22 protein-coding genes are annotated in these 23537 nt (G+C 69.2%); 9 read left to right on the top strand and 13 right to left on the bottom strand.

The annotated features are described in order from the left end of the window. Positions 1-47 precede the first annotated feature (47 nt). The 4 genes from OH802_RS22275 to OH802_RS22260 all read right to left on the bottom strand — a co-directional run bounded on the left by OH802_RS22275 (position 48) and on the right by OH802_RS22260 (position 2265). A complete protein-coding gene (locus tag OH802_RS22275; protein WP_406022188.1) occupies positions 48-209 on the bottom strand; it encodes a hypothetical protein in 162 nt (53 codons plus the stop codon). Then, positions 197-421, bottom strand: coding sequence for a hypothetical protein (locus OH802_RS22270; protein WP_406022186.1), 225 nt, complete (start codon positions 419-421; stop codon positions 197-199). The genes OH802_RS22275 and OH802_RS22270 overlap by 13 nt, the downstream gene beginning before the upstream one ends. Beyond that, complete coding sequence (locus tag OH802_RS22265; RefSeq protein ID WP_406022184.1) at positions 418-1599, bottom strand: NAD(P)/FAD-dependent oxidoreductase; 1182 nt, start codon at positions 1597-1599, stop codon at positions 418-420. The genes OH802_RS22270 and OH802_RS22265 overlap by 4 nt, the downstream gene beginning before the upstream one ends. Before the next feature lie 93 nt (positions 1600-1692). Beyond that, on the bottom strand, positions 1693-2265 hold the full coding sequence (locus OH802_RS22260; protein ID WP_406022182.1) for a TetR/AcrR family transcriptional regulator: 573 nt from the start codon (positions 2263-2265) through the stop codon (positions 1693-1695). Positions 2266-2432: 167 nt separating this feature from the next. Here OH802_RS22260 and OH802_RS22255 point away from each other — a divergent pair, with 167 nt between their 5' ends. The 3 genes from OH802_RS22255 to betT all read left to right on the top strand — a co-directional run bounded on the left by OH802_RS22255 (position 2433) and on the right by betT (position 7881). Beyond that, positions 2433-3920, top strand: coding sequence for an aldehyde dehydrogenase family protein (locus OH802_RS22255; RefSeq protein WP_406022180.1), 1488 nt, complete (start codon positions 2433-2435; stop codon positions 3918-3920). Between the two features lie 5 nt (positions 3921-3925). Continuing rightward, positions 3926-5662, top strand: a complete 1737-nt coding sequence (betA, locus tag OH802_RS22250; RefSeq protein ID WP_406022178.1) for a choline dehydrogenase — start codon at positions 3926-3928, stop codon at positions 5660-5662. 71 nt (positions 5663-5733) lie between these two features. After that, positions 5734-7881, top strand: a complete 2148-nt coding sequence (gene betT / locus OH802_RS22245; RefSeq protein ID WP_406022176.1) for a choline BCCT transporter BetT — start codon at positions 5734-5736, stop codon at positions 7879-7881. Here the strand turns inward: betT and OH802_RS22240 are convergent. From OH802_RS22240 to OH802_RS22230, 3 genes are all read right to left on the bottom strand, one after another. Continuing rightward, a complete protein-coding gene (locus OH802_RS22240) occupies positions 7862-8431 on the bottom strand; it encodes a Uma2 family endonuclease (RefSeq protein WP_406022174.1) in 570 nt (189 codons plus the stop codon). The two genes, betT and OH802_RS22240, sit on opposite strands and share 20 nt — an antisense overlap. Before the next feature lie 301 nt (positions 8432-8732). Further along, complete coding sequence (locus tag OH802_RS22235) at positions 8733-10007, bottom strand: DUF222 domain-containing protein (protein ID WP_406022172.1); 1275 nt, start codon at positions 10005-10007, stop codon at positions 8733-8735. A gap of 397 nt (positions 10008-10404) precedes the next feature. After that, positions 10405-10800, bottom strand: coding sequence for a hypothetical protein (locus tag OH802_RS22230; RefSeq protein ID WP_406022170.1), 396 nt, complete (start codon positions 10798-10800; stop codon positions 10405-10407). 106 nt (positions 10801-10906) lie between these two features. Here OH802_RS22230 and OH802_RS22225 point away from each other — a divergent pair, with 106 nt between their 5' ends. From OH802_RS22225 to OH802_RS22210, 4 genes are read left to right on the top strand one after another with little or no spacing between them, the layout of a single operon-like run. Next, the gene (locus tag OH802_RS22225; RefSeq protein ID WP_406022168.1) at positions 10907-12121 is read left to right on the top strand and encodes a homogentisate 1,2-dioxygenase; all 1215 of its coding nucleotides are present in this window, start codon (positions 10907-10909) and stop codon (positions 12119-12121) included. Beyond that, positions 12118-13320: a fumarylacetoacetase gene (fahA, locus tag OH802_RS22220; protein ID WP_406022166.1), complete on the top strand. Its 1203-nt coding sequence runs from the start codon at positions 12118-12120 to the stop codon at positions 13318-13320. The genes OH802_RS22225 and fahA overlap by 4 nt, the downstream gene beginning before the upstream one ends. Next, positions 13317-13706 (top strand): acyl-CoA thioesterase, encoded by a 390-nt coding sequence (locus tag OH802_RS22215; protein ID WP_406022164.1) that lies wholly within the window; start codon positions 13317-13319, stop codon positions 13704-13706. Before fahA ends, OH802_RS22215 begins: the two co-directional genes overlap by 4 nt. Before the next feature lie 52 nt (positions 13707-13758). After that, on the top strand, positions 13759-14265 hold the full coding sequence (locus OH802_RS22210; protein ID WP_406022162.1) for a pyridoxamine 5'-phosphate oxidase family protein: 507 nt from the start codon (positions 13759-13761) through the stop codon (positions 14263-14265). A 5-nt stretch (positions 14266-14270) separates the two neighbouring features. Here the strand turns inward: OH802_RS22210 and OH802_RS22205 are convergent, their stop codons facing one another. From OH802_RS22205 to OH802_RS22195, 3 genes are read right to left on the bottom strand one after another with little or no spacing between them, the layout of a single operon-like run. Continuing rightward, positions 14271-15812 carry an acyl-CoA synthetase gene (locus OH802_RS22205; protein ID WP_406022160.1) on the bottom strand — a complete coding sequence of 514 codons (1542 nt, stop codon included), beginning with the start codon at positions 15810-15812 and terminating at the stop codon, positions 14271-14273. A 10-nt stretch (positions 15813-15822) separates the two neighbouring features. Then, positions 15823-16956 carry a DUF5938 domain-containing protein gene (locus tag OH802_RS22200; protein ID WP_406022158.1) on the bottom strand — a complete coding sequence of 378 codons (1134 nt, stop codon included), beginning with the start codon at positions 16954-16956 and terminating at the stop codon, positions 15823-15825. Between the two features lie 2 nt (positions 16957-16958). Continuing rightward, positions 16959-17741, bottom strand: coding sequence for an SDR family oxidoreductase (locus OH802_RS22195; RefSeq protein ID WP_355016987.1), 783 nt, complete (start codon positions 17739-17741; stop codon positions 16959-16961). Between the two features lie 139 nt (positions 17742-17880). On the opposite strand from OH802_RS22195, the gene OH802_RS22190 reads away from it, so the two are divergent. Then, on the top strand, positions 17881-18513 hold the full coding sequence (locus OH802_RS22190; protein ID WP_406022155.1) for a TetR/AcrR family transcriptional regulator: 633 nt from the start codon (positions 17881-17883) through the stop codon (positions 18511-18513). Between the two features lie 3 nt (positions 18514-18516). Here OH802_RS22190 and OH802_RS22185 read toward each other — a convergent pair whose 3' ends face one another. Further along, positions 18517-19383 carry a hypothetical protein gene (locus OH802_RS22185; protein ID WP_406022153.1) on the bottom strand — a complete coding sequence of 289 codons (867 nt, stop codon included), beginning with the start codon at positions 19381-19383 and terminating at the stop codon, positions 18517-18519. A 91-nt stretch (positions 19384-19474) separates the two neighbouring features. Between OH802_RS22185 and OH802_RS22180 the strand changes: the two genes are divergently transcribed. Next, positions 19475-20011 (top strand): DoxX family protein, encoded by a 537-nt coding sequence (locus OH802_RS22180; RefSeq protein WP_406022151.1) that lies wholly within the window; start codon positions 19475-19477, stop codon positions 20009-20011. Here OH802_RS22180 and nhaA read toward each other — a convergent pair. Together nhaA and OH802_RS22170 are read right to left on the bottom strand one after the other, a co-directional pair. After that, positions 20008-21891 carry a Na+/H+ antiporter NhaA gene (gene nhaA / locus OH802_RS22175; RefSeq protein WP_406022149.1) on the bottom strand — a complete coding sequence of 628 codons (1884 nt, stop codon included), beginning with the start codon at positions 21889-21891 and terminating at the stop codon, positions 20008-20010. The two genes, OH802_RS22180 and nhaA, sit on opposite strands and share 4 nt — an antisense overlap. A 58-nt stretch (positions 21892-21949) precedes the next feature. After that, the gene (locus OH802_RS22170) at positions 21950-23341 is read right to left on the bottom strand and encodes a hypothetical protein (protein ID WP_406022147.1); all 1392 of its coding nucleotides are present in this window, start codon (positions 23339-23341) and stop codon (positions 21950-21952) included. Positions 23342-23537 lie beyond the last annotated feature (196 nt).

Raw genomic sequence — 23537 nt, 5'->3', positions numbered from 1 at the left:
TTCCACCCTTGGGACGAGACGGCGCCCGGGACTGTGACATGGCGGCCTCAGCCGAGAAGGACGAAGGTCGCCAGACCCGCGTACGCGAGGTTCACGACGCCCCGGGTGGCGACCCCGCTGGTGGTTTCGCTGCGGCGGGAGGCACCGGCGGTGTGGCGGAGGTCGTCGAGGTGGACCAGCGTGTAGGCGAGGAACATCAGCACCGCCACGCCGGCCGCCCAGGGGCGGGTGGCCGGAACCAGCAGGCCGACCCCCCGATGACCACCTCGGCGACCCCGGAGGCGTACACCGTCAGCCGCTTGGCCGGCCACCACTCCGGAACGAGCGGCTCGACCTTGCCGGGGGTGACCAGGTGGGCCACACCGACGACGAGCAGGAGCGCGGCCAGGAGCCAGGCGACGACGGTGACGGCGAGACTCACAGGCTGGGCTCCCGGACCAGTGGCGTGACCGCTGCCGCCTGGACGCGTGCGGCGCGAGACCGGTCCTTGAACCCGATCGCGGATCCGGGACGACGCGCCTCCATCCCCAGGGCCCAGATCGTGCTGCGGCAGACGAGCTCCTTGACCTTCGCCGCGGGCATCCCACGGAGCCGGGCGCCCACGGCCGAGTCGTCGCGGCGGGCGAAGTTCACCAGGCCCAGCCCGCGGCCGATGCTGATGCACTGTCCCACGAAGCCGATGCTGATCGGTTCGGGCGTGGCGCCGGCGAGCCGGCTCAGCACCGTCTCCGCGGCCAGCGGCCCGAGCTGGTTGGCGGCCTGGCAGCTCATCCGGTACGCCAGTCCCGACGGCGCCGCGGCATCTCCGGTCGCGACGATCCGGTCGTCGTCGACGCTGGTCAGGGTCTCGTCGGTGACCAGTCGGCCGGCCTCGTCGGTGGAGAGCCCGCTGCGGCGCGCCAGGTCCGGGGTGGTGAACCCGGCGGTCCAGATCGTCACCGAGCTGGTCAGCTCGCGGCCGTTGTCGAGGCGTACGCGGCCGTCCAGCACCTCTGCCACCCGGGCGCCCTCGACGATGCCGACGCCGAGCCGCCGCAGGGCGCGCTCGGCATCGGCGCGGCCCTTCTCATGCAGCCACGGACCAAGCCTGTCTCCGCAGATCAGAGCCACGTTCCGGCCGGCCTCGGCGAGCTCGGAGGAGACCTCGATGCCGGTCGGTCCGCCGCCGACGACGACCACCGGTGCGTCGGCCGGCGTCGTCTCCAGCGCCGCCTTCAGCCGGGTCGCCTCCTCGTAGGTCGAGACCCCGAAGGCGTGCTCCGCCGCCCCGGCGACCTGGGTCTCGCCGGTGCTGCCGACGGCGTAGACCAGATAGTCGTACGCCACCTCCTCCCCGTCCTCGAGCGCGACCGTCCGAGCCGCGGCGTCGATGGCACTCACCGTGCCGACGTGCAGACGCACGCGCGGACTCAGGACGTCGGCGTAGGCCACCACCGCCTCGGACGAGCCGGCGACCAGCTGGTGCAGCCGGATCCGCTCGACGAAGTGGTCGCGCGAGTTGACCAGGGTGATGGCGACGTCCTCGCGCTTAGTGAGCCGGTTCGCGGCCATCACACCCGCGTATCCGCCTCCGACGACCATCACATGGGGCTTGCTCATGTCTTGCTCCTGCTTGTCGAGGTTCATGCCCCTAGGACACCGGCAGTCGCCGATCCGTGACAGGTCGGAGGAGAGGAACGAGCACCAGGTGGATCAGGCCAGAGCGGCGACGGCGTCCGCTAGATCGTCGACGGACCGGGCGCGCTCCGGGAGGCTGCCGTCGGGACCCAGGCTGAGCTGGAAGCCCATGAAGGCGGCGTCGATGACGTGGGCTGCCCGTTCGGCGACGGCGGGATCCACGCCGGACTTGTCCAGATGCGCGATGAGAACGCCCATCCACAGTGTGTTGGCTTCGCGGACCGCCGAGACGTACGGCTCCCTGCCGAAGAGGCCGAGCGCGGCCGCCTCCACATAGATCCGGCTGCACCGGTCGCCCTCCATCACCGCCCAGAGGTCATAGACAGCGGATCGCAAGTCCTCCGAGGGCTCGAGCGTGGCGACCTCGGCGACCGACCGCTCGTTGGACGTGCGGAGCACGTCGGCGACCAGCTGGTCCTTGGTGCCGAAGTGGTAGAGCAGGACCCGGTTGCTGGTGCCCAGCTCGGCCGCCAGCGGGCGCAGACTCAGGCCGATCAGGCCGTGCTCGTGGACGTAGTCGGTCGCCAGCTCGGCCCAGGCAGCGCGGCGCTGTGGATCTTTTGCAGGCGCGGTACCAGCGGTCGTCATGCGGCGACTGTAACAATCGCCGCAACCATTTGTATCAGTTGCAACAAATTTGTACCACCTGCAACAATTTTGTCCTCCCGGCCCTTGACCTGGCCCTTCATGTCGGCACAAGATCATTTGCAATTCACCCGCGGTTGCCTGTCGAGCAACCCGACGTCGGAGGTTGCATGAGCCAGATCTACATCGACGGGCGCTGGTTGCCTGCGCAGTCGGGCGAGCAGCGGGAGATCCGCTGTCCCGCCGACGGCGCGGTCGTCGGAACCGTTGCGGAGGCTGGGGCGGAGGACACCCGGGCCGCGATCGCCGCGGCGCGGAATGCCTTCGACAGTGGCGAGTGGCCGGCGACGCCCGCGCGCGAGCGGGGTGACCTGCTGCTGAGGGTCGCCGACCTGCTCGAGCGGGACACCGCGATCATCGCCCGCGCGGAGTCGCTCGACACCGGGAAGCGGCTGGTCGAGAGCGAGTACGACGTCGCCGACGTGGTCTCGGTGTTCCGCCACTTCGGGCACGTCGCCACCGAGGACGCCGGTCGAGTGATCGACAGCGGCAACCCTGCTGTGAAGAGCCGGATCGTGCACGAGCCGATCGGGGTCTGCGGGCTGATCACGCCGTGGAACTACCCGCTGCTGCAGGTCGCCTGGAAGGTCGCGCCGTGCCTGGCCGCGGGCAACACGTTCGTGCTGAAGCCCAGCGAGATCACGCCGCACAGTGCGATCCATCTGCTGAAGGTGCTAGAGGAGGCCGGGCTCCCTGCGGGTGTCGGCAACCTGGTCCTCGGTGAGGGACCGACCGCCGGCGCGCCGCTGTCCGAGGACCCCCGCATCGACCTGGTCTCCTTCACCGGTGGCCTGGCCACCGGCAAGCGGCTGATGGCCAACGCCGCGGCGACGGTGAAGAAGGTGGCCCTCGAGCTCGGCGGCAAGAACCCCAACATCGTCTTCGCCGACTCCGACCGCGAGACCGCGCTCGACTTCGCGCTGACCGCCGTCTTCCTGCACTCCGGCCAGGTCTGCTCCGCCGGCGCGCGGCTGATCATCGAGGAGTCGATCAAGGACAGCTTCGTCGACGAGCTGGTCGCCCGGGCCGAGCAGATCCGTCTCGGCGGCCCCTTCGACGAGGAGGCCGAGACCGGCCCGCTGACCAGCAGCGCCCACCGGGACAAGGTGGAGGCGTACGTCGCGAAGGGCCTCGCCGAGGGTGCCACCCTCCGCACCGGCGGAAAGCGCCCCGACGACCCCGCGCTCGCCGACGGCTTCTACTACCTGCCGACGATCCTCGACGACTGCACCACCGACATGTCCGTCACCCAGGACGAGTCCTTCGGGCCGGTCCTCACCGTGGAGACCTTCACCGACGAGGACGACGCCGTCCGCATCGCCAACGACTCCATCTACGGCCTCGCCGGCGCGGTGTGGACCTCCGACGCCGGCCGCGCCGAGCGGGTCGCCGCGAGGCTCCGGATGGGCACGGTCTGGATCAACGACTACCACCCCTACGTGGCCCAGGCCGAGTGGGGCGGCTACAAGCAGTCCGGGATCGGGCGCGAGCTCGGCCAGGCCGGGCTGGAGGAGTACCGCGAGACCAAGCACATCTGGCACAACATCGATCCCAGCCCGCAGCACTGGTTCGCCCCGCGTACCACCGAGGAGAAGTGAAGACGATGACCCAGACCTACGACTACGTGATCGTCGGCGGTGGCTCGGCCGGCTCCGCGCTCGCCAACCGGCTCAGCGCCGACCCGTCCACGAAGGTTCTGGTCCTCGAGGCCGGTCACAGCGACTTCAAGATCGACCCGTTCATCCACATGCCCGCGGCGCTGCCGTTCCCGATCGGCTCGAAGCTCTACGACTGGGGCTACGAGACCGATCCTGAGCCTCATCTCGGTGGCCGGAAGGTCTACCACGCGCGCGGCAAGGTGCTCGGCGGCTCGAGCTCGATCAACGGGATGATCTTCCAGCGCGGCAACCCGATGGACTACGAGCGCTGGGCGGCCGACCCTGGCATGGAGACCTGGGACTACCGCCATTGCCTGCCCTACTTCAAGCGCATGGAGAGCCGCTTCCTCGAGGACGGCACCTCCGGCGCCGACCAGTGGCGCGGTGGCTCCGGGCCGCTCCATCTCGAGCGTGGTCCAGCCTCCAACCCGCTCTTCTCGGCCTTCTTCGAGGCCGCCCAGGAGGCCGGCTACCCGCTGACCGACGACGTCAACGGCTACCGCCAGGAGGGGTTCGCCCCCTTCGACCGCAACGTGAAGGACGGCCGCCGCTGGTCGGCCGCCCGCGCGTATCTGCACCCGGTGATGAACCGCCCCAACCTCGACGTCGAGACCTTCGCGTACGCCACCAAGATCCGTTTCGACACCTCCGGCGATGTTCCGCGGGCGACCGGTGTGGACTACGTACGCGGTGTCGGCCGGGCGCGCCGGGAGCACACCGTCAACGCCGGCGAGGTGATCTGCTGCGGCGGCGCGATCAACACGCCCCAGCTCCTCCAGCTCTCGGGCGTGGGGGAGGAGTCGCTGCTGCGACAGCACGGGATCGACGTCGTGCACAACCTTCCCGGCGTGGGGGAGAACCTCCAGGACCACCTCGAGGTCTACATCCAGTACGCCTCCAAGCAGCCGGTCTCGATCGCGCCCGGTCTGGTGTGGCACCAGCGGCCCAAGATCGCCTGGCAGTGGCTCTTCCAGAAGAAGGGCCTGGGCGCGACCAACCACTTCGAGGGCGGCGGGTTCGCGCGGTCCAACGAGGACGTGGACTGGCCCAACCTGATGTTCCACTTCCTGCCGATCGCGATCCGCTACGACGGGTCGATGGCGCCCGGCCAGGAGAAGGGCCAGCACGGCTACCAGGTGCACATCGGCCCGATGTACGCCGACACCCGCGGCTACGTGCGGATCAAGAGCGCCGACCCGATGCGGAAGCCGTCGATGCTCTTCAACTACCTCTCCACCCCGACGGACCGCAAGGAGTGGGTGGAGGCGGTCCGGGTGGCTCGCAACATCCTCAACCAGCCCGCCTTCGCGCCGTTCAACGCGGGCGAGATGTCACCGGGGCCGAGCGTGGAGACCGACGAGGAGATCCTCGAGTGGGTCCGCAAGGACGCCGAGACCGCGCTGCACCCCTCCTGTACCGCCGCGATGGGGACCGGCGAGATGGCCGTCACCGACCCCACCTCGATGAAGGTGCACGGCACCGAAGGACTACGGGTCGTGGACGCGAGCGTCTTCCCGTACGTCACCAACGGCAACATCTACGCGCCCGTGATGATGGTCGCGGAGAAGGCGGCCGACCTGATCGCCGGCAACACTCCGCTGGCGCCCTCCGATGTGCCCTACTACCGCCACCGCGACGACTCGCCGCTGTGGCCGGCCGGGGATCCGCGCAACAAGTCCTGAAACCCAACCGTGACCCGAACCGGCGCCGGGCGGACTAGCGTGCCGGGCACCCCAACCGGAGGAGACAGCTCATGCCGGAGACAATCGACCCGTCGCGTACGCCCTTGGGTGAACCCGCCGCAGACCCAGACGAGATCCCGACGACGAAGCCGGAGCTGAACAAGACCGTCTTCTTCGGCTCGGCCGGGGTGGTGGTCGCGTTCACGCTCTTCACGCTGCTCGCGCCGGACGCCTCTGGCGCCGCGATCGGGCGCGTCGTGGGGTGGATCTCGACGTACTTCGGCTGGTGGTACTTCGCGCTCGCCGCCGCGCTGATCGCGTTCGTGCTGTTCATCTGTCTGTCCCGCTACGGGCGGGTCCGGCTCGGCCCGGAGGAGTCCCGGCCGGAATATTCGATGTTCACCTGGACGGCGATGCTCTTCGCGGCCGGGATCGGCGCCGACCTGATGTTCTACTCGGTCGCCGAGCCCGTCTCGCAGTACCTCACCCCGCCGACCGGCGAGGGCGGCACCATCGCCGCCGCCGAGCAGGCGGTGGGGTGGACGCTGTTCCACTACGGCCTGTCCGGCTGGGCGATGTACGCCGTCATGGGCATGGCGCTGGGCTACTTCTCCTTCCGCCACGGGCTGCCGCTCTCGATCCGTTCCGCGCTCTACCCGATCTTCGGCAAGCGGGTTCACGGGCGGTTCGGTGACGGCATCGACATGGCCGCGGTGCTCGGCACCATCTTCGGCATCGCCACCTCGCTCGGCATCTCGATCGCCCTGCTCAACGCGGGTCTCAACGTTCTCTTCGGGATCCCCGAGGGCCGTGGCGCGCAGGTCGGCCTGGTCGTGGTCGCGGTGCTGCTCGGCACGATCTCGGCCGTCTCCGGGGTCGACAAGGGCATCCGGCGGCTCTCCGAGCTCAACGTGCTGCTCTCGCTGGCGCTGATGCTCTACGTGCTCTTCTCCGACGACACCGCGTTCCTGCTCAACTCGCTGGTGATGAACCTCGGCGACTATCTCGTGCACCTGCCCGGGATGAGCTTCGACACGATGCCGTACGACACCGTCGAGAACCCCGACGTCGGCGTCTGGAAGAACCTGTGGACGCTCTTCTTCTGGGCCTGGTGGGTGGCCTGGTCGCCGTTCGTCGGGTTGTTCCTGGCGCGGATCTCGCGCGGGCGGACGATCCGGCAGTTCCTGGTCGGCGTGATGATGATCCCGTTCGGGTTCATCCTGCTGTGGGTCTCGATCTTCGGCAACAGCGCGCTCGGCCGTATCCGCGGCGGCGACGCCGAGTTCGGCGAGCTGACCAACGCCAACTACGCGCAGGGCTTCTACGCCTTCCTCGACAACTACCCGGGGGCGATCGCGCTGGTCGCGCTCGCCACCATGACCGGGTTCCTCTACTACGTCACCTCGGCCGACTCGGGCGCGCTGGTGATGGGCAACTTCACCTCGCGGCTGCCGCACCCGATGGCCGACTGCTCGATCCCGGTGCGGATCTTCTGGTCGGTCGCGATCGGCGCGCTGACCCTCGCTCTGATGTTCGCCGGCGGTGACGCGTGGCTGACCACTCTGACCAATGCGACGATCATCATGGGCCTGCCCTTCTCGGTCGTGCTCGCCCTGGTCGCCGTGGGACTCCACCGCTCGCTACGGCTGGAGTCGTTCAAGACCGCGAGCGCGCGCTACTCGTTCCCGGGCGCGATCTCCTCGGCCCGCCTGGCCGGGGCGGGCGAGGGCGGCGTACGTCCTTCGCTCGCGCAGCGGTTGCGCCGCTCGGTCACCTATCCCACCGCCAGGGACACCGAGCGATTCATCGACTCGGTCGCGAAGCCGGTCCTCGAGGAGGTCGCCGCCGAGCTCTCCTCACACGGGCTGTCCTCGGTCGTGACCGAGACCAAGGCCGTACGCGGCGTCGCCGGGGTCCAGATCCACACCGACCTGGAGGACGCGCCCGCGTTCGTCTACAAGGTCACCCCGCTGCCGTGCCCCGCTCCGACCTTCGCCGTCGGCCGGGTCACCGGCGACGTCTACTTCCGCGCCGAGGTCCACCTCGCCGAGGGCACCCAGGGCTACGACGTCAACGGCTACTCACGCGAGCAGCTGATGGGTGACGTCCTCGACCAGTACGAGCGCCACCTCTCCTACCTCCACCTCGTCCAGCAGGAGCAGCTGCCCGCCGAGGTGCCCGAGGTGCCGGCGGCGGATGTCAGCGGAGCAGATCGGTGAGGTCGATCTTGACCGGGAACGGCACCGGGACGTCGAGCCGGTCGCGGAAGATCCCGATCGGGACGTAGACGTTGGTGAGGTCGTCGCGCTCGTAGACATGGATCGCGGGCGCGCCGTCCTCGTTCTCGATGCGCCAGTAGTGGGTGATGCCCGCCTCGGCGTACTTCTGCGGCTTCACCGCCCGGTCGCGGTGCTCGGACTCCGGCGAGACCACCTCGACCACCAGGACCACAGAATCGGCATCATAGAACGACGCCTGGTCGGAGATCCGTGCCGTGCTCACCAGCACGTCCGGCTCCGGCCGGTTGCGCCTGTCGAGCACCACCGTCAGCTCCCGATCCACCTCGAACCCGTCGGGCGCCTGCGCCGTCAGCGAGTTGGTCAGGGCCGTGACGAGCCGACTGTGCCAGCGGCGCTGCGGTGACATATTGAAGACCAGGGCTCCGTCGATGAGTTCGGTATGACGCGGCGCCTCGACGAGCATGTCGAGGTCTTCGGAGTACCAACCCTCCTCACGGGGAGGGTGCATCCAGTCGGGCAACGCGGTCATGTTTCGAGGATACCGCCTGTTGTTGGGGTCGGTGGGTGAGCGCGGACGTGACCGTCGCTTCGTTGCGGCGAGGGTTTGGCGCAGCGGATTCAGTTGGGTGCGGGCTTGGGGGTGTGGCTGGTCGTGCGCGGGCGGCTCGGTGCCGGCAGGGTGACGAGTTCCCCACTGATCTGAAGAGTTCCCCTTGGGCGTGGAGGTTCCCCATCCTCCGGAGCGTGGGGAACCTTCGCCGGGGTGGGGAAGTGTTCCCATCAGCAGGGAAACGGCGAGTGTGGAGTCGAGAGGGTTCCAGCGCAGCCGGTTAGGGGCGGCGGGTGAACCGGATGGTGCCGTCGGGTAGCCGCTCGTGGACGTAGGCAGGGTTGTGCGCCAGGCGGTGATGGTGCGGGCACAACAGCGCCCCGTCCTTGAGATCTGTCTTCCCGCCGACAGCCCAGGGTTCTAGATGATGCGCGTCGCACCATTCCGGTGGCATGTCACAGCCCTCGGCTTGGCAGCACTTCTGCTGCAACCGCATCGCTTTGCGTTGGATGGGTTGGAAGAACCTGCTGCCTCGACCGGCGTCGAGGACCTCGCTGTCGCTGCCCAACACCCAGGGAATGATGGTCGCGTTGCACGCCATCCTCCGGGCCTCCGCCGCGCTGATCGTGGTGCCGTTGGTCTCGTCGTAGCCCAGAGTCGCGATGCCGAGGTCTTTGCGGAGTTCCTCGAGGTTGATCACCACGTTGATGGTGGTCGCGTCGCCGCCGTGGCGGGGCAGAGCGGCCGGATCCACGGTCTCCAGGAGCCGGACGAAGCCCTGGCCCATCAGCCGCTCCCAGGGAGGCAGCGGTGCACCCTTGGCGATGAGTTGTTGATTGCGGGGTTGGGCGTAGGCCTCGACCAGCCGCTTGAACCGCATCCCGATCGAGGTCGGGAGGACGCCGTCGAAGCCGATGGTGCCGTCGTGGTTGTTCCACACCCGTAGCGCGGTCTTCTGGTGGGCGCGTTCTTCTTCGGCGAGGAGGGCTTTGGCTTCGGCGTCTTCGAACCGGACGGGGTCGATCTCGGCCAGGATGCGTTTGCCGACGATGCGGAGTTCGTTGGCGGTCAACCGGGTGGCGTAGTCGACCAGCAGCTTCTCGGCCAACACGAGATCCTCCGCGCTGGCGACGGGATCAGCCCCGATCTTGTCGAGCGCTTTGGTGATCACCCGGGCCTTGTCCAGAGACACCACACCGTCCGCCAGACCAGCAGCGACGAGCTCGTACTTCTCGACACTCGCGGCAAGTTTGATCTGGGATCGGGCGACGGCCTTGTCGACCAAGAGCTCGGTCCGCATCCACCCCGAGGCGTCCTTGGCACCGGTCTCTTCGGCGATGTCGCCGACCGTGGCGAGTACCCGGAGTTTCAGGGCGGCCTGCTGGGCCTGGAGCTTCTCCAACCGCTCCAGCAGATCCTTCTTCTGCCCCGTGCGCCAATAGGCGGGATCGGTGGCCAGCAGCTCCTGAACGGCGGACTCGATGGCCCTCAAGGCAGCGTCGATCGCATCACCTGGGTTGGTGCCCCAGTGGTCGATCGAGCGGCCGAGACTCATCGCCATCTTCCCCTTCAGAGGTGTGCTGTGATGGGTCTGATTCTACGCCTCCAGCCCTTCTCTGGCCATCTATTTTCCCAGGTCAACCACGGTTTTCGCGGTGAGCGAACGACCTAGCATCTGTGGATGGTAAGTGGCCCGAAGGGCCACCCTCGCACCCCTCAACCTGACCTTTCCCAGGCAAGGATCCGCTGCGCCACACCCGGGCCGCCGCCCCGATAGCCAGCCAAATCTTTTCTCGATCTGGTCCGGAGTCCAGGACCGCGAAGCGGCCGGCGAAGCCGGCGCCCGAAGGGCGTCCTTGACGCCGGTCCAGATCGAGAAGACCCTCCAAGAACGGGTCGGCGGCCCACGCCAACCAAGAAGAAGCAGCCCGCAACAAGGGGTGAAAACAGACTCAACCGAAGTCGATGAGCCGCCCATCCTCATGCATCACACAACCCCGCCCAATCCAAGCAACCGCATGTTCCTTGTCCCCGACAGCAATGTGCGAATAGCTAGGCGGAACCCAGACGAGCTCATAGTCGACGTCACCCAGAGCCGCCTCGGTAGCCCGGACAGCGTCGTCGGAGGGGTCGAGGGTGCGTACGGCCTGTTCGACGGAGTCGAAGTATTTTCGGCCGGCCTCGGAGAGCTCCTTGGCGCACCAAACGCACGTGCCCAGCGTCTCGATCTGCGCGGCGGTGGCCCTGATCGGGGCGTCGAGGCCGAGGAGCTGGGGGCAGGCCCGGACATGCAGGAGACGACCCGTCGCGTGTGCGACGAAGAGGGTCTCGGGGGTGTCGGAGGGCATCTCCGGAGCCTAGGGGAGGGAGGCATGCCCCGGGAGGTACCTGGGACGAATTCAGGACGTTCGGCCCCCGTGATCACTGTGGTCCAGGTCACGTACGATCCGGGGTATGGCGCATTACCAACAGCGCGGGCACATCCCGCCCAAGCGGCACACCCAACACCGCGACGGAGAAGGGAATCTCTACTACGAAGAGCTCATGGGCGAGGAAGGGTTCTCCTCGGACTCCTCCCTGCTCTACCACCGCCACATCCCCTCGGCGGTGAAGGACGTACGCATCTGGGAGTTGCCAGACCACGGCACCACCCCCAACCATCCTCTGCGCCCGATGCACCTCGGGCTTCACGACCTCTTCCCAGGTGAGGAATGGAAGCGTCACGACCCGGTGACCGGGCGCCGGCTGGTGCTCGGCAACGGCGACGTACGTCTTCACTATGCGGTGGCGGGGGAGACCTCGCCGCTCTACCGCAACGCGATCGGCGACGAGTGTGTCTACGTCGAGTCCGGGACCGGGGTCGTCGAGACCGTCTTCGGCAACCTGGAGGTCGGTGAGGGCGACTACGTGGTGATCCCGCGTGCCACCACCCACCGGTGGGTGCCGAGCGGCGACGCTCCGCTGCGGGTCTACGCGATCGAGGCGAACTCCCACATCGCCCCGCCGAAGCGCTACCTCTCCCGGTTCGGCCAGTTCCTCGAGCACGCCCCGTACTGCGAGCGGGACCTCCGGCTCCCGACCGACCCGCAGACCGTGGACGCGACCGAGGCGGAGGCCCAAGGAATTGAGGTCTTCATCAAGCACCGCGGCCCGGGCGCCGGCGGCATCGCCGGCTCGGTCCACGTCCTCCCGCACCACCCGTTCGACGTCGTCGGCTGGGACGGCTGCCTCTACCCGTACGTCTTCAACATCGCCGACTACATGCCGATCACCGGCAAGGTCCACCAGCCGCCGCCCGCCCACCAGGTCTTCGAGGGCAACAACTTCGTGATCTGCAACTTCGTGCCCCGCAAGGTGGACTACCACGAGCTCGCGGTGCCGGTGCCCTACTACCACTCCAACGTCGACTCCGACGAGGTCATGTTCTACGTCGGTGGCGACTACGAGGCCCGCAAGGGCTCCGGGATCGGCATCGGCTCGATCACCCTCCACCCCGGTGGCCACGCCCACGGGCCGCAGCCCGGCGCGATGGAGCGCAGCCTTGGCGCGGAGTTCTTCGACGAGCTCGCGGTCATGGTCGACACCTTCCGGCCCCTGGAGGTCGGTGAGGCCGGCGCCACGGTCGACGACGGCAAGTACGCCTGGACCTGGGCGGGAGGCCGCAAGTGACGTCGTGGCTGGACATCAACAACAGTCGGTTCGGCCTCGAGGCGCTCCCGTACGCCACCTACCGCACCTCCGCGGACTCCACCCCGCGGCTCGGGGTGCGGATCGGTGACCTGGTGCTCGACGTCGCCGCGGCGGCCGAAGGTCTGGCCGGGCAGTGCGAGGGTGGCCTCGACGGCCTGCTCGCCTCGGGCCCGGAGGTGTGGGCGCAGGTGCGCGCGGAGGTGACCCGGCTGCTCAGCGACCCCGCCTGCGAGGCCGAGGTCAGGCCGCACCTGGTGCCGATCGACGACGCCGACCTGCTGCTGCCGTTCACGGTGGCCGACTACGTCGACTTCTACGCCTCCGAGCACCACGCGTCCAACGTCGGGAAGATGTTCCGCCCCGACTCCGAGCCGCTGACGCCCAACTGGAAGCACCTGCCGATCGGCTACCACGGCCGCTCCGGCACGGTCGTCGTCTCCGGCACGGACGTCGTCCGGCCGACCGGGCTGCGGAAGACGCCCGACGGGATCGTCGACGGCCCCTCGATCCGGCTCGACATCGAGGCCGAGCTGGGGTTCGTGGTCGGCGTCGGCTCCGAGATGGCCCACCCCGTCCCGCTCGCCGAGGCCGCCGACCACATCTTCGGGATCACGCTGCTCAACGACTGGTCGGCGCGCGACATCCAGGCCTGGGAGTACGTCCCGCTGGGCCCGTTCCTCGGCAAGTCGTTCGCCACCTCGATCTCGCCGTGGGTCCTCCCGCTCGCCGCACTCGAGGCGGCCCGGGTCCGGCCCCCGGAACGAGACGTTCCGCTGGCCGGCTACCTGGACGACTCGGCGCTGGAGCCCTGGGCCCTCGACCTCGCCCTCGAGGTGCGCCTCAACGGTTCGCTGGTCGCCGAGCCGCCGTACGCCACCATGTACTGGACCGCCCCGCAGATGCTCGCGCACATGACCGCCAACGGCGCGTCGCTGCGCGTCGGCGACCTGTTCGCCAGCGGCACGATCAGTGGCCCCGAGCCGGGCCAGCGCGGTTCGCTGCTCGAGCTCAGCTGGTCGGGGGCCGAGCCGTTCAAGCTGGACGACGGGTCGATGCGTACGTTCCTGGAGGACGGCGACGAGGTCACCATCACCGCCACCGCGCCCGCGCCGGGCGGCGGCCGGATCGCGCTCGGCGAGGTCAGCGGGCGGATCCTGCCCGCGAAGGAGCGCGCATGACGTCGGTCTACGAGTTCACGCCCCGCTACTTCGAGGTCGACATGCAGGGGGTGATGTTCAACAGCTGGTACCTCGGCTACGTCGACGAGGCGATGAACCACTTCATCGACGCCCGCGGGGTGCCCTACTCCCGCTGGAAGGAGCTGGGGGTCGACGCCCACCTCGCCCACGCCGACCTGGACTGGAAGGCCGGCATCGGCTTCGGCGACCGCGTCCAGGTGCCGGTGCGCACCACCCGGATCGGCACCAAGAGCTTCACGCTGGGGTTCGAGTTCCGCCGGGGCGAGGACGTCACCTGCGCCGTGTCGGTCGTCTACGTGGTCGTCGCTGCCGACGGCTCCGGGTCGATCGCCATCCCGCCCGAGATCGCCGCCGCGATCGAATAGCCGCGCAAGAACGGTCAAGCGACCCGGTGGCCGTCGGTGTGAGACTCGTCGTGTGCACGAGACAGAAGAAGAGATCGCCGACCTGCAACGCCTCCTGGACGCCTCGATCGGCCGCGCGAGCGGCCATCTGACCGGCATCGTCAACGACGACCAGCGCCTGAACGCCCGTCAGCTCGTCACCGAGCTGACGGGCATGAAGGTGCTCGTGTTGGCCACCGTGACCGCCCGCGGTGAGCCGCGGACGAGCTGCGTCGACGGCCACTTCGTACACGGTCGCTGGCTGTTCGGGACCTCTCCCACCGCCATCAAGGCCAAGCACATGCTCGCCCGCCCCGCCGTCAGCGCGACCCACGTCGACGGGGAGCGCATCGGCGTCTTCACCCACGGCACCGCGCACGTGGTCTCCGAGGGGCCGGAGTTCGAGAAGCACAACGCCTACTTCACCGAGTTCTACGGCTCGGACCCGCAGACCTGGGAGGGACCGGGCGTCGTCTACGCCACCATCGAGCCGAGCTGGATGGTGGCGTACGCCGCCGAACCCGCCTCGTTCCCGGGCTGAGTGCTTTACGGCCGAGTCAGGCTCTTCTTGATCTCGGTCTTGAGCACCTTGCCGACCTTCGAACGCGGCAGGTCCGGCCAGACCTCGATCTGCTTGGGGGTCTTGACCGCGCCGATCCGCTCCTTGACGTACGCCTTGAGCTCGGCGACGTCGACCTCGGCGCCGGGCCGGGGCAGGATGACGGCGGTGACGCGCTCGCCCCACTTCTCGTCGGGAAGCCCGATCACGGCGCAGTCGGCGACGGCGGGGTGGGTCATCAGCGCCTGCTCGACCTCGGTCGAGTAGACGTTGAAACCACCGGTGATCACCATGTCCTTGGCGCGGTCGACGATGTGCAGGAACCCGTCCTCGTCGAGGAAGCCGATGTCGCCGGTGTGGTGCCAGCCGTGCGCGCTCGCTTCGGCGGTTGCCTCGGGGTTGTCGAGGTAGCCGCGCATGACCAGCGAGCTGCGTACGACGATCTCGCCACGCTCACCTGAGCCGAGCAGCGCGCCGTGCTCGCCCATGATCGACACGGTCACCAGCGGTGCTGGCCGACCGGCCGAGGAGAGACGCTCGGTGGCGACGGTGCCGTCCTCGTGGAAGTGGTCGGCGGGCGCCATCGTCGCGATCATCATCGGCGCCTCGGTCTGACCGAAGAGCTGCGCCATCACCGGACCGATCCGGGTCAGCGCCTCCTCCAGGCGCGTCGCCGACATCGGTGCCGCGCCGTACCAGAAGCAGCGCAGCGAGTCGAGGTCGGTCGACTTCAGCGCAGGGTGGTCCAGCACCAGATAGATCAGCGTCGGCGGCAGGAACGTGTGGGTGACGTGGTGGTGCTCGATGTGCTCGAGGAACGCACCCACGTCCGGCGTACGCATCACCACGATCTTGCCGCCCAGGCACAGCACCGGGAAGCAGAGCACCCCGGCGGCATGGGTGAGCGGCGCGAGCGCGAGATAGGTCGGACGTTCAGGCGCGCCCGGCCACGGGTAGGCCATCAGGGTGATGGCCGACATCGTCTCCAGGTTGGCGCCGGTGAGCATGACGCCCTTGGGGCGCCCGGTGGTCCCGCCGGTGCCGACGACCATCGCGAGGTCGTCGATGTCATCAGCCGGCTCGAACACCTCGTCGGCAGAGCCGAGGAAGTCGTCCCAGCCGATCGCCCAGTCATAGGTCGCGTCGAGACAGACCAGGGTGGTCAGCTCCGGGAGATCTCCGCGGATCTGGTCGACCAGGCCGGCGAAGGCCGACTGGAAGATCAGTGCCGAGCAGCCGAAGAGGTCGAGGAGCTCCCGGTTCTCCGCCGCCTCGCTGCGCGGGTTGATCGGGCACCAGACGCCCCCGGCACGACTGATCCCGAAGACGGAGGCGAAGGCGACCGGGTCGTTGGCCGAGAGGATGGCGACCTTCGCGCCCGGGGCGACGCCGCGGGCCCGCAGGCCCGCGGCGACGCGCACCGAGAGATCGACGACCTCGGCGTACGACCAGGTGTCCTCGCCGCAGACGAGACAGGGCGCGTCGCCTCCGAGCGAGGCACCCTTGTCCAGATAGTCGACGAGCCGCATCGGGCCGCCCTCAGCCGCGCTGCCGGGTCACGACCGGCTCCGAGACCAGCCCGAAGGCCTGCAGCTGGCCGAGGAGCTCGCGGTGACCGAAAGCCTGGCAGCCCGAGGCGAAGCCCACCCGGCGAGGCGGCTGCTGCAGCAGGGAGTAGGCGACGTACGCCTGCAGCAGGCCGGTCTGCTTGTAGTTCTGGTTGCCGTGGATGACGCAGTGCGCGCGCCCCAGCGGGCCGGAGGCGTGCACCGAGTCGAGCGACTTGTTGAGCCGCGGGTTCTCGCGTGGCGGCATCTGGTTCATCACCTGGGCCGCCGTCGCGGTCAGTGCCTCGTCGCGCTGCTCGGCGTCCATGTCCTTGGTCGCCTCGAGTGCGGCCGCCACGATCTGCGGCACCCCGTTCATCAGCGCGGCGTTGAAGACGCCGCCCTGGGCCTTGCAGCTGGCCACCTTCGGGTCGCGGCGGTACCAGACCGGGTGCGAGGTGCCGCCCCACGGCAGCGAGAGCGCCAGCTCGTGCTGGCCCGGCACCACCAGCGGGACCAGCCCGGCGGTGGGGTCGAACTCGACGTACGCGTTCTGCTCGAGGTAGTGCGCCTTCGAGGTCGCCGCGTTGACCAGGATCGTGCGGGTCGAGGCGATCGTGGGGGAGCCACCCCAGAAGACCGCGATGTCGAGGGTGTCGAGGCCGGGCTGCTCGAGGCAGATCTCGGCCGCGATCTCGCCGGTGGTGTACATCTGCGCGATGCCCGGCGCGAGCAGCAGGCCCTTCTCGGCGAAGCCCTCGCTGTACGTCTCGTCGCAGGTGATCAGCCAGTCCTGCTCGCCGGTGGTGTCGGTGTAGTGAACACCGGCGGCCAGTGCGGCCTCCACGACCTGGGGGCCGTACGTCGAGAACGGCCCGACGGTGTTGAGCACGACACGCGCGCCGGTGAGCAGGTCGGTGAGCGCCTCGACGGAGTGCTCGACCTCGGCGATCTCGTAGTCGGCGGTCTCGATGCCGGGCACGTTGGCGGCCATCGAGGCGACCAGCTTGTCCTTGGAGCGGCCGGCGGCCACGAACGGCACACCGAGCTCGCGCAGGTATTCGCACACCAGTCGGCCGGTGTAGCCGGAGGCGCCGTAGACGACGACAGGCTTGTTCTCGCTCATTTTCACATCCCCATTCCGCCGTCGACCGCGAGGCCGACTCCGTTGACGAAGGCCGCCTGGTCGGAGGCCAGGAAGACGACCGCGTTTGCCATGTCCTCGACCGTGCCGAGGCGTCCCGACGGGGTCAGCTCGACGACGCCGCCGACGGCCGCCTCCGGAGACTCGAAGAGACCGAGCTGGGCGACGTCGTTGGCCAGCCCGGCACCCATCTCGGTCGGGACCAGCCCGGGGTAGATGCAGTTGACGCGTACGCCGTAGCCGAGCTTGCCGCTCTCCATCGCCGCCACGCGGGTCAGCCGGTCGACGGCGCTCTTGGTGGCCGAGTAGACCGAGATGCCGGGGAAGGCGATGGTGGCCGCGACCGAGGCGACGTTGACGATCACGCCTCCGTTGCCGGCGGCGCCGTCGGGCCGCATCGTACGGAGCCCGTGCTTGAGGCCGAGGGCGGTGCCGAGCACGTTGACCTCGAGCATCTTCTTCACGTCGTTCGGGTCGAGCTCGGTGACCAGGCTGGTGATCTCGACGCCGGCGTTGTTGACCAGGATGTCGAGTCCGCCGAGCGCGTCGACCGCGGCGGCCGCGCCCGCCTCCCAGGAGGCGTCGTCGGTGACGTCGAGGTGCACGAAGGTGCCGCCGATGGACTCGGCCACCTTGGCGCCCTGGTCGTCCTTCAGGTCAGCGACGGCCACCTTGGCGCCGGCCGCCGCGAGCGCTCGGGCCATTCCCTCGCCCAAGCCTTGGGCACCGCCGGTGACGAGTGCTGTGCGTCCACTCAGATCGGTCATCTGTGACTCCTTCGTCGCTGTGATCGGGCTCACAGACAATCGCGAATCTTGACGAGTGTCAAGATTTCTCTTGACGATTGACTAGAAAATGGTCCGGATGGCATCGAACGACGCACGGGAGGGGGTATCGTTGCCGCCCATGACCCAGGTCGCCGCACCCAAGTCGCCTCGCCGCACGCCTGCCGACAAGCACGACGAACGCCGCAAGACGCTCGCCGAGTCGGCGCTGCGTACGTTGGGGGAGCTGGGCTACGCCCGCGCCAGCCTGCGGGAGATCGCCAACAACTCCGAGTTCAGCCACGGCGTCGTGCACTACTACTTCAACGACAAGCTCGAGCTGATCGTCTACTGCGTGCGCTACTACAAGCAGACCTGCGTCCATCGCTACGACGGTGTCGTCGCCGAGGCGACCTCTCCCGATGACCTCGTGGTCCGCTTCGGCGACAAGCTCGTCGAGACGATCGTCGAGGAAGCGCCGATGCACCGGCTCTGGTACGACCTGCGCTCGCAGTCCATGTTCGAGGAGAGTCTGCGCGAGGCGGTCACCCAGATCGACCAGAGCCTGGAGGACATGATCGCGCGCGTCGTGAACCGCTACGCCGAGCTCGCCGGCACCGAGCCCGCGATCGCGGCCCCGGTGGCCTACGGGATGTTCGACGGCATCTTCCAGCAGGCGCTGCTGGGCCACCTCAACGGTCGCGACGGCGCCCTGGACGACCTGCGCAACCAGGTCGTCGGGCTGATGCCGATGCTGCTCGCGCCGAAGGCGTAGGGCTCAGACCACCATCGCGACCACGGCCGCCGCGGCGAGGATCGTCGCGGCGACGCGTACCCTCCCGATCGGCTCGCGCAGCACCAGGGCCGCCGACAGTGCGACCCAGATCAGGCTCGAGCTGCGCACCGCGGCCACCAGCGACACCGGGGCATGCAGGGTGGCGTAGAGGCTGAGGACGTACGAGGTGGGGATCAGCACCGCGAGCACGGCCACGGTCCGCGCGTGGGTCCTGGCCTGGCGCAGTCCCTCGGCGTACTTCCCGTGGACGATCACGCTCCACAGCACCACCTGGATGACCGTGCCGACCGCGTAGTAGGCGATCGGGTCGAGGCCGCGCTCGACGACCACCCAGCCGTCGTAGGTCGTGTAGCCGGCGATCGATACGGCGATGCAGGCCGACCACAGCAGTGGCTTCGCCTGCAGCGAGCCCCGGGTGCGGACGGTCTCGAACAGCAGCGCCCCGACCGCCGCCGCCATCAGGAGTACGCCAACCCACTGCGTCCAGCTCAGCCACTGCCCGAGCACCACCATGCCGGTGAGCGCCACCACGACCGGGGCCAGGCCGCGGGACAGCGGGTAGATCTGGCTGACGTCGAAGTCCCGGTAGGCGACCTGGACCAGGCCCATGGTCAGTGCGTGCATCGTGGTGCTGCCGAGCGAGAGCAGGAGGAGCTCCCACGACAACGCGATGCCGTGCCCACGCACGATCATCACCACCGCGGTGACCGTGACGACCAGGCAGCTCTCCACGATCGCCACCGCCCACAGCGCCGGTCTTCCTGCCGGCGCGATGGTCTTCGAGGCCGTGTTCCAGGCAGCGTGGGCGATCGCTGAGCCCAGGGCGAGAACGACTCCGAGCAGCAGCATTCGGGTGAGCCTACGGCGTCGCTGCGCGCATCATGACCGGACTCCTCCTAGGGTGGGCCACTCCAACCCCACAACACCGAGGAATTCTGTGATGGACCCCGTCGACCTGGCTCTGATGCTTCTCCGGCTCGCGGTGGGTGGCACGATGATCGCCCACGGCGTCAACCACTGGCGCGGAGGCGGCAAGATCGCCGGCACCGCGGGCTGGTTCGAGAGTCTCGGCCTGCGCCACGGCACCATGCAGGCGTGGGCCAGCGTGGTGACCGAGATCGGTGCCGGCGTGCTGTTGATCCTGGGCCTGATCACGCCGCTGGCAGCGGCCGCCGTCGTCTCGGTGATGCTCGTGGCTGCGTTGCTCGCGCACCGCCCCAACGGATTCTTCATCTTCAAGGACGGCTGGGAGTACGTCATGATCCTGGCTGTCGTCGCGGTCGTGCTCGGTGTCACCGGACCCGGGACGATCTCGCTCGACTCGGCCCTCGACATCGTCTACGACGGCTGGGTCGGCGGCGCGGTCGCGCTCGGCGCCGGCGTCCTCGGCACCGCCCTCCTCCTCGCCGCGTTCTGGCGGCCGCAGCGGGACGAGGCGCCCGCGGATGCCGAGGAGGAGCCGACCCCGGAGGCCTAACGGCGCGATCGGATCCCGAGCCGAGCGGTCTCCCCGGTGGCAGAGCGCTCGAGCGCGGCGATGAGGGTGCGGGCGTCGTAGCGGCCCTCGTGGCGGTGTGAGCCGACGAAGAACGTCGGGGTGCCGCGGGCGCCGCTGGCGTTGGCCGAGGCCATGTCCTCGCGGACGTGCTCGGCCAGCGCCGGGTCCTCGAGGTCGCGGAGGAACTGCTCGACGTCGAGCCCGAGGAGGCCGGCGTAGCCCGCCAGGTCCTGGTGCTCGAGTTCGTTCTGATGCTCGAAGAGGTGCTTGTGCATCTCCCAGAACTTGCCCTGCCGGGCGGCGGCCTCGGCGGCGACGGCAGCCAGCTCGGCATGCGGGTGCTGGGTGAGGGGCAGGTGGCGTACGACGTAGCGGATCCGGGGCCCGAAGTAGTCCCGGACCTCGTTGGCGGTGCCGGTGGCACGGGCGCAGAAGGGGCACTCGTAGTCGAGGTACTCGACCAGGGTGACCTCGGCGTCCTCGGCGCCGTAGATGTGGTCGCGCTCCGGGTCGACCTCGGGAGAGAGCAGCTTCGGCAGGGCCGCGTCCCGCTGCCCGAGGAAGCGCGCGGCGAGCTGGAAGATCACCCAGCCGAGCGCGGAGGCGAGCACTACGGAGAGGAGTACGCCGACGATCGCGTCGCGCTGCAGCGTCTCGGAGTCGAAGGCGAGGGTGGTGATCAGCAGTGCGACGGTGAAGCCGATGCCGGACAGCGCCGCGCCGCCGAGAACGTGGCCGCCACCGACGCCCTGGGGCAGCCTTCCGAGCCGCAGCCGCGTGGCCACGAGCGCGCCGCCGCCGATGCCGAGCGTCTTGCCCAGGACCAGGCCGGCCACGACGCCCCAGGTCACCGGCGAGCTCAGCGCCTCGCCGAGCACCCCGTTGCGCAGGTCGACGCCCGCGTTGGCGAGCGCGAAGACCGGCACGATGAGATAGCTCGTCGGTACGTGCAGCGTCTCCTGGAGCCGCTCGTTGACCGAGATCGTGCGGGTCAGCTCGTCGCGGGTCTCGCGCTGCAGCGTGGGCAGCGGCGACTGCCGGAAAGCCCGGAACCGCGAGGTCGCGACCTCCATCTGGGCCCGGGTCGGCTCAGCGGCCGGCACCAAGAGGCCGGCCAGCATCCCGGCGATCGAGGCATGCAGCCCGGCGCCGAGCGTGGCCACCCAGGCGATCAGGACGAGCAGTACGTAGGGCCCGGCCCGCCATACCTTGACCCGGTCGAGCACGAAGATCCCGACCAGGGCCAGCCCGGCCACGACCAGCGGGCCCACCTCGAGATTCTCGGTGTAGGCGACCCCGATCACGCTGACCGCGACGATGTCGTCGATGACGGTGAGCGTGAGCAGGAAGATGCGCAGCTGGGTCGAGACCGCAGGCCCGACCAGCGCCAGCATGCCGAGCAGGAACGCGGTGTCGGTGCCGATCACGATGCCCCACCCGCGCGCCGCCTCACCGGAGGGGTTCAGCAGCAGGTAGATCAGGGCCGGCAGCAGCAGGCCGCCCGCACCGGCGATCAGTGGCACCACCATGCGGCGGCGGTCGGTGAGCTCGCCGACGGCGAGCTCGCGGCGTACCTCCAGGCCGACGACGAAGAAGAAGACCACCATCAGGCCGTCGTTGACCCAGTGGTGCAGGTTCATCGAGAGGCCGACGTCCCCGAACCGGACCGAGAACACCGTCTCCCACAGGTGCTCGTAGCTGTCCGACCACGGCGAGTTGGCCCAGGCCAGCGCCAGCAGCGAGGCGATCACCAGCAATGTGGCGCTCGTCGACTCCAGATGCATGAAGTGCCGCAGCCTGGTGCCGAGCTGCCCGGTCAGGTCCTCGTCACGCCGGCACGTCGTCTGCTGTTTCCCCACGGAATGATCCTAGGCCGCGTCTGGGCCGCGATCTGTCGTTGTCCGCGTGAGAGTCGCCTCAGCGCCGCACGGCGACCAGGCCGGCGAGCGTGCCCTGGAGCAGGGTGCCGTCGGGGAGGATCGTGCCGACCATCTGCAGCGTGTTGGCCAGCGGCCCGAGGCCGAGGAAGGTCTCGGAGAGGATCTGGCCGTCGGCCGGGTCGATCCGGGCCAGGCGCCAGGTCAGCCCGCTGCCGCGTCGGGTGACGGTGTAGAGGACGTCCTCGCCGCGGGAGAGCCGGGGGACCGCGGCCGAGGGCACCTCGTTGCGCCAGACCGACTCACAGGCGCCGGAGCGCTCGTCGACGTCGGTGCGCTCCATGCCGCCGGCGAAGTCGGCCTTTGCCGGGATGGACTCGCCAGCGTCCTCGGTCGCCTGTGCGGGGTAGGGGTAGCCGTAGGTGCTGGCGATGTAGACGGAGTTTCCCCAGGCCACGGGGGAGTTCTCGGTGCCGCTGCTCTCCTCGGTGAGGATCGGGAGCTGGCAGACCTCCCGTCCGTCCCGCGCCCGGTAGACGAGGAGGTTCTCGCGCGGGGCGGCGTTGTCGGTGATCACCACGAACTCTGCCCCCGTGCGCTTGCCGAAGAACGTCGGCGTCGACCCGCTGCCGTGGCTGAGCTGTCCGGGCTTGCGGGCTTCTCCGCGGTCATAGGGCTGCCGCCAGACGGTCCGCACGCCGTCGCCGCCCGCACGCAGGAGGTACGTCGCGTGGTCGGTCGTCACCGCGACCCCGCTGGGGGCGCTGGAGATGGAGTTGGCGACCTTCTCGTCGCCGGCGCCGAGGCTCGCGATGACGACGTCGCCGTCGGGCGTGACGTACCCGGCGCGGCCCTGGGCGGTCGCGAACCAGACGTTGGAGTCGTAGCCCGGTCCGACGGTGGTGACCGCGTCGCCCTCCGGCAGGGTCAGTGGCACCTCGCGCTCCACGTCGATCGACCAGCGGAGGCCGGACCGGGAGTGCGCCAGCCAGAGCAGGGAGCCGGATCCGTCCACGGTGACGAGTCGCGACTCGTTGTCGACGTAGGCATAGACGCCGCCGAGGAGCGAGCCGGCCGAGAGATGGCGCCGGGCGACCGGGAGCAGCGTGGTGGGGTCGAGCAGATAGAGGCTGGGCGCCCGGTCGATGTACTCGGTGCACAGCGCCTGCACCATGCCGTCGGCTCCGCTGAGGATCGTCGGGCACACCGCGGGCAGCGGCGCCGGTTGTGCGGGGGAGGGGTCGGCTCCCGGTCCCTCGAACGGAGTCGTGTCGGACGCCCCGGCGTCGCCGTGCATGTTCCAGGTGCCGTCCGGGCCGGCGTACGGGTTCGGCGGCATGGCCGCGCCGGCCGCCGGGCCGACTGCCGGGCCGGCCATGAGGACGACGACAAGGGCCAGAAGGACGGTGGCGGGCGCGGTCCGGCGGATCATGGGGAGGATCTAAGCACGAGTAAGTCGAGCGGGTCGGTCGAAGATCATGTGGCGGTCGCCACAGGCGTTACACGAATGTCCAACAGATGCGTGACCTGTCACCCACATCGTCGTTAGCCCCTCTGACGGCGGGTAACAGCCGGATGACAGCGCCGAACCAAGTGGCGCGACCCGGTGCTCAGCCGTACATGGGGGC

Origin of the sequence: Nocardioides sp. NBC_00850 (assembly GCF_045207335.1) — a bacterium.
Classification (GTDB): domain Bacteria; phylum Actinomycetota; class Actinomycetes; order Propionibacteriales; family Nocardioidaceae; genus Nocardioides.
The sequence above is the reverse complement of the archived record's forward strand: the minus strand, read 5'-3'. Positions and strand labels throughout refer to the sequence as shown.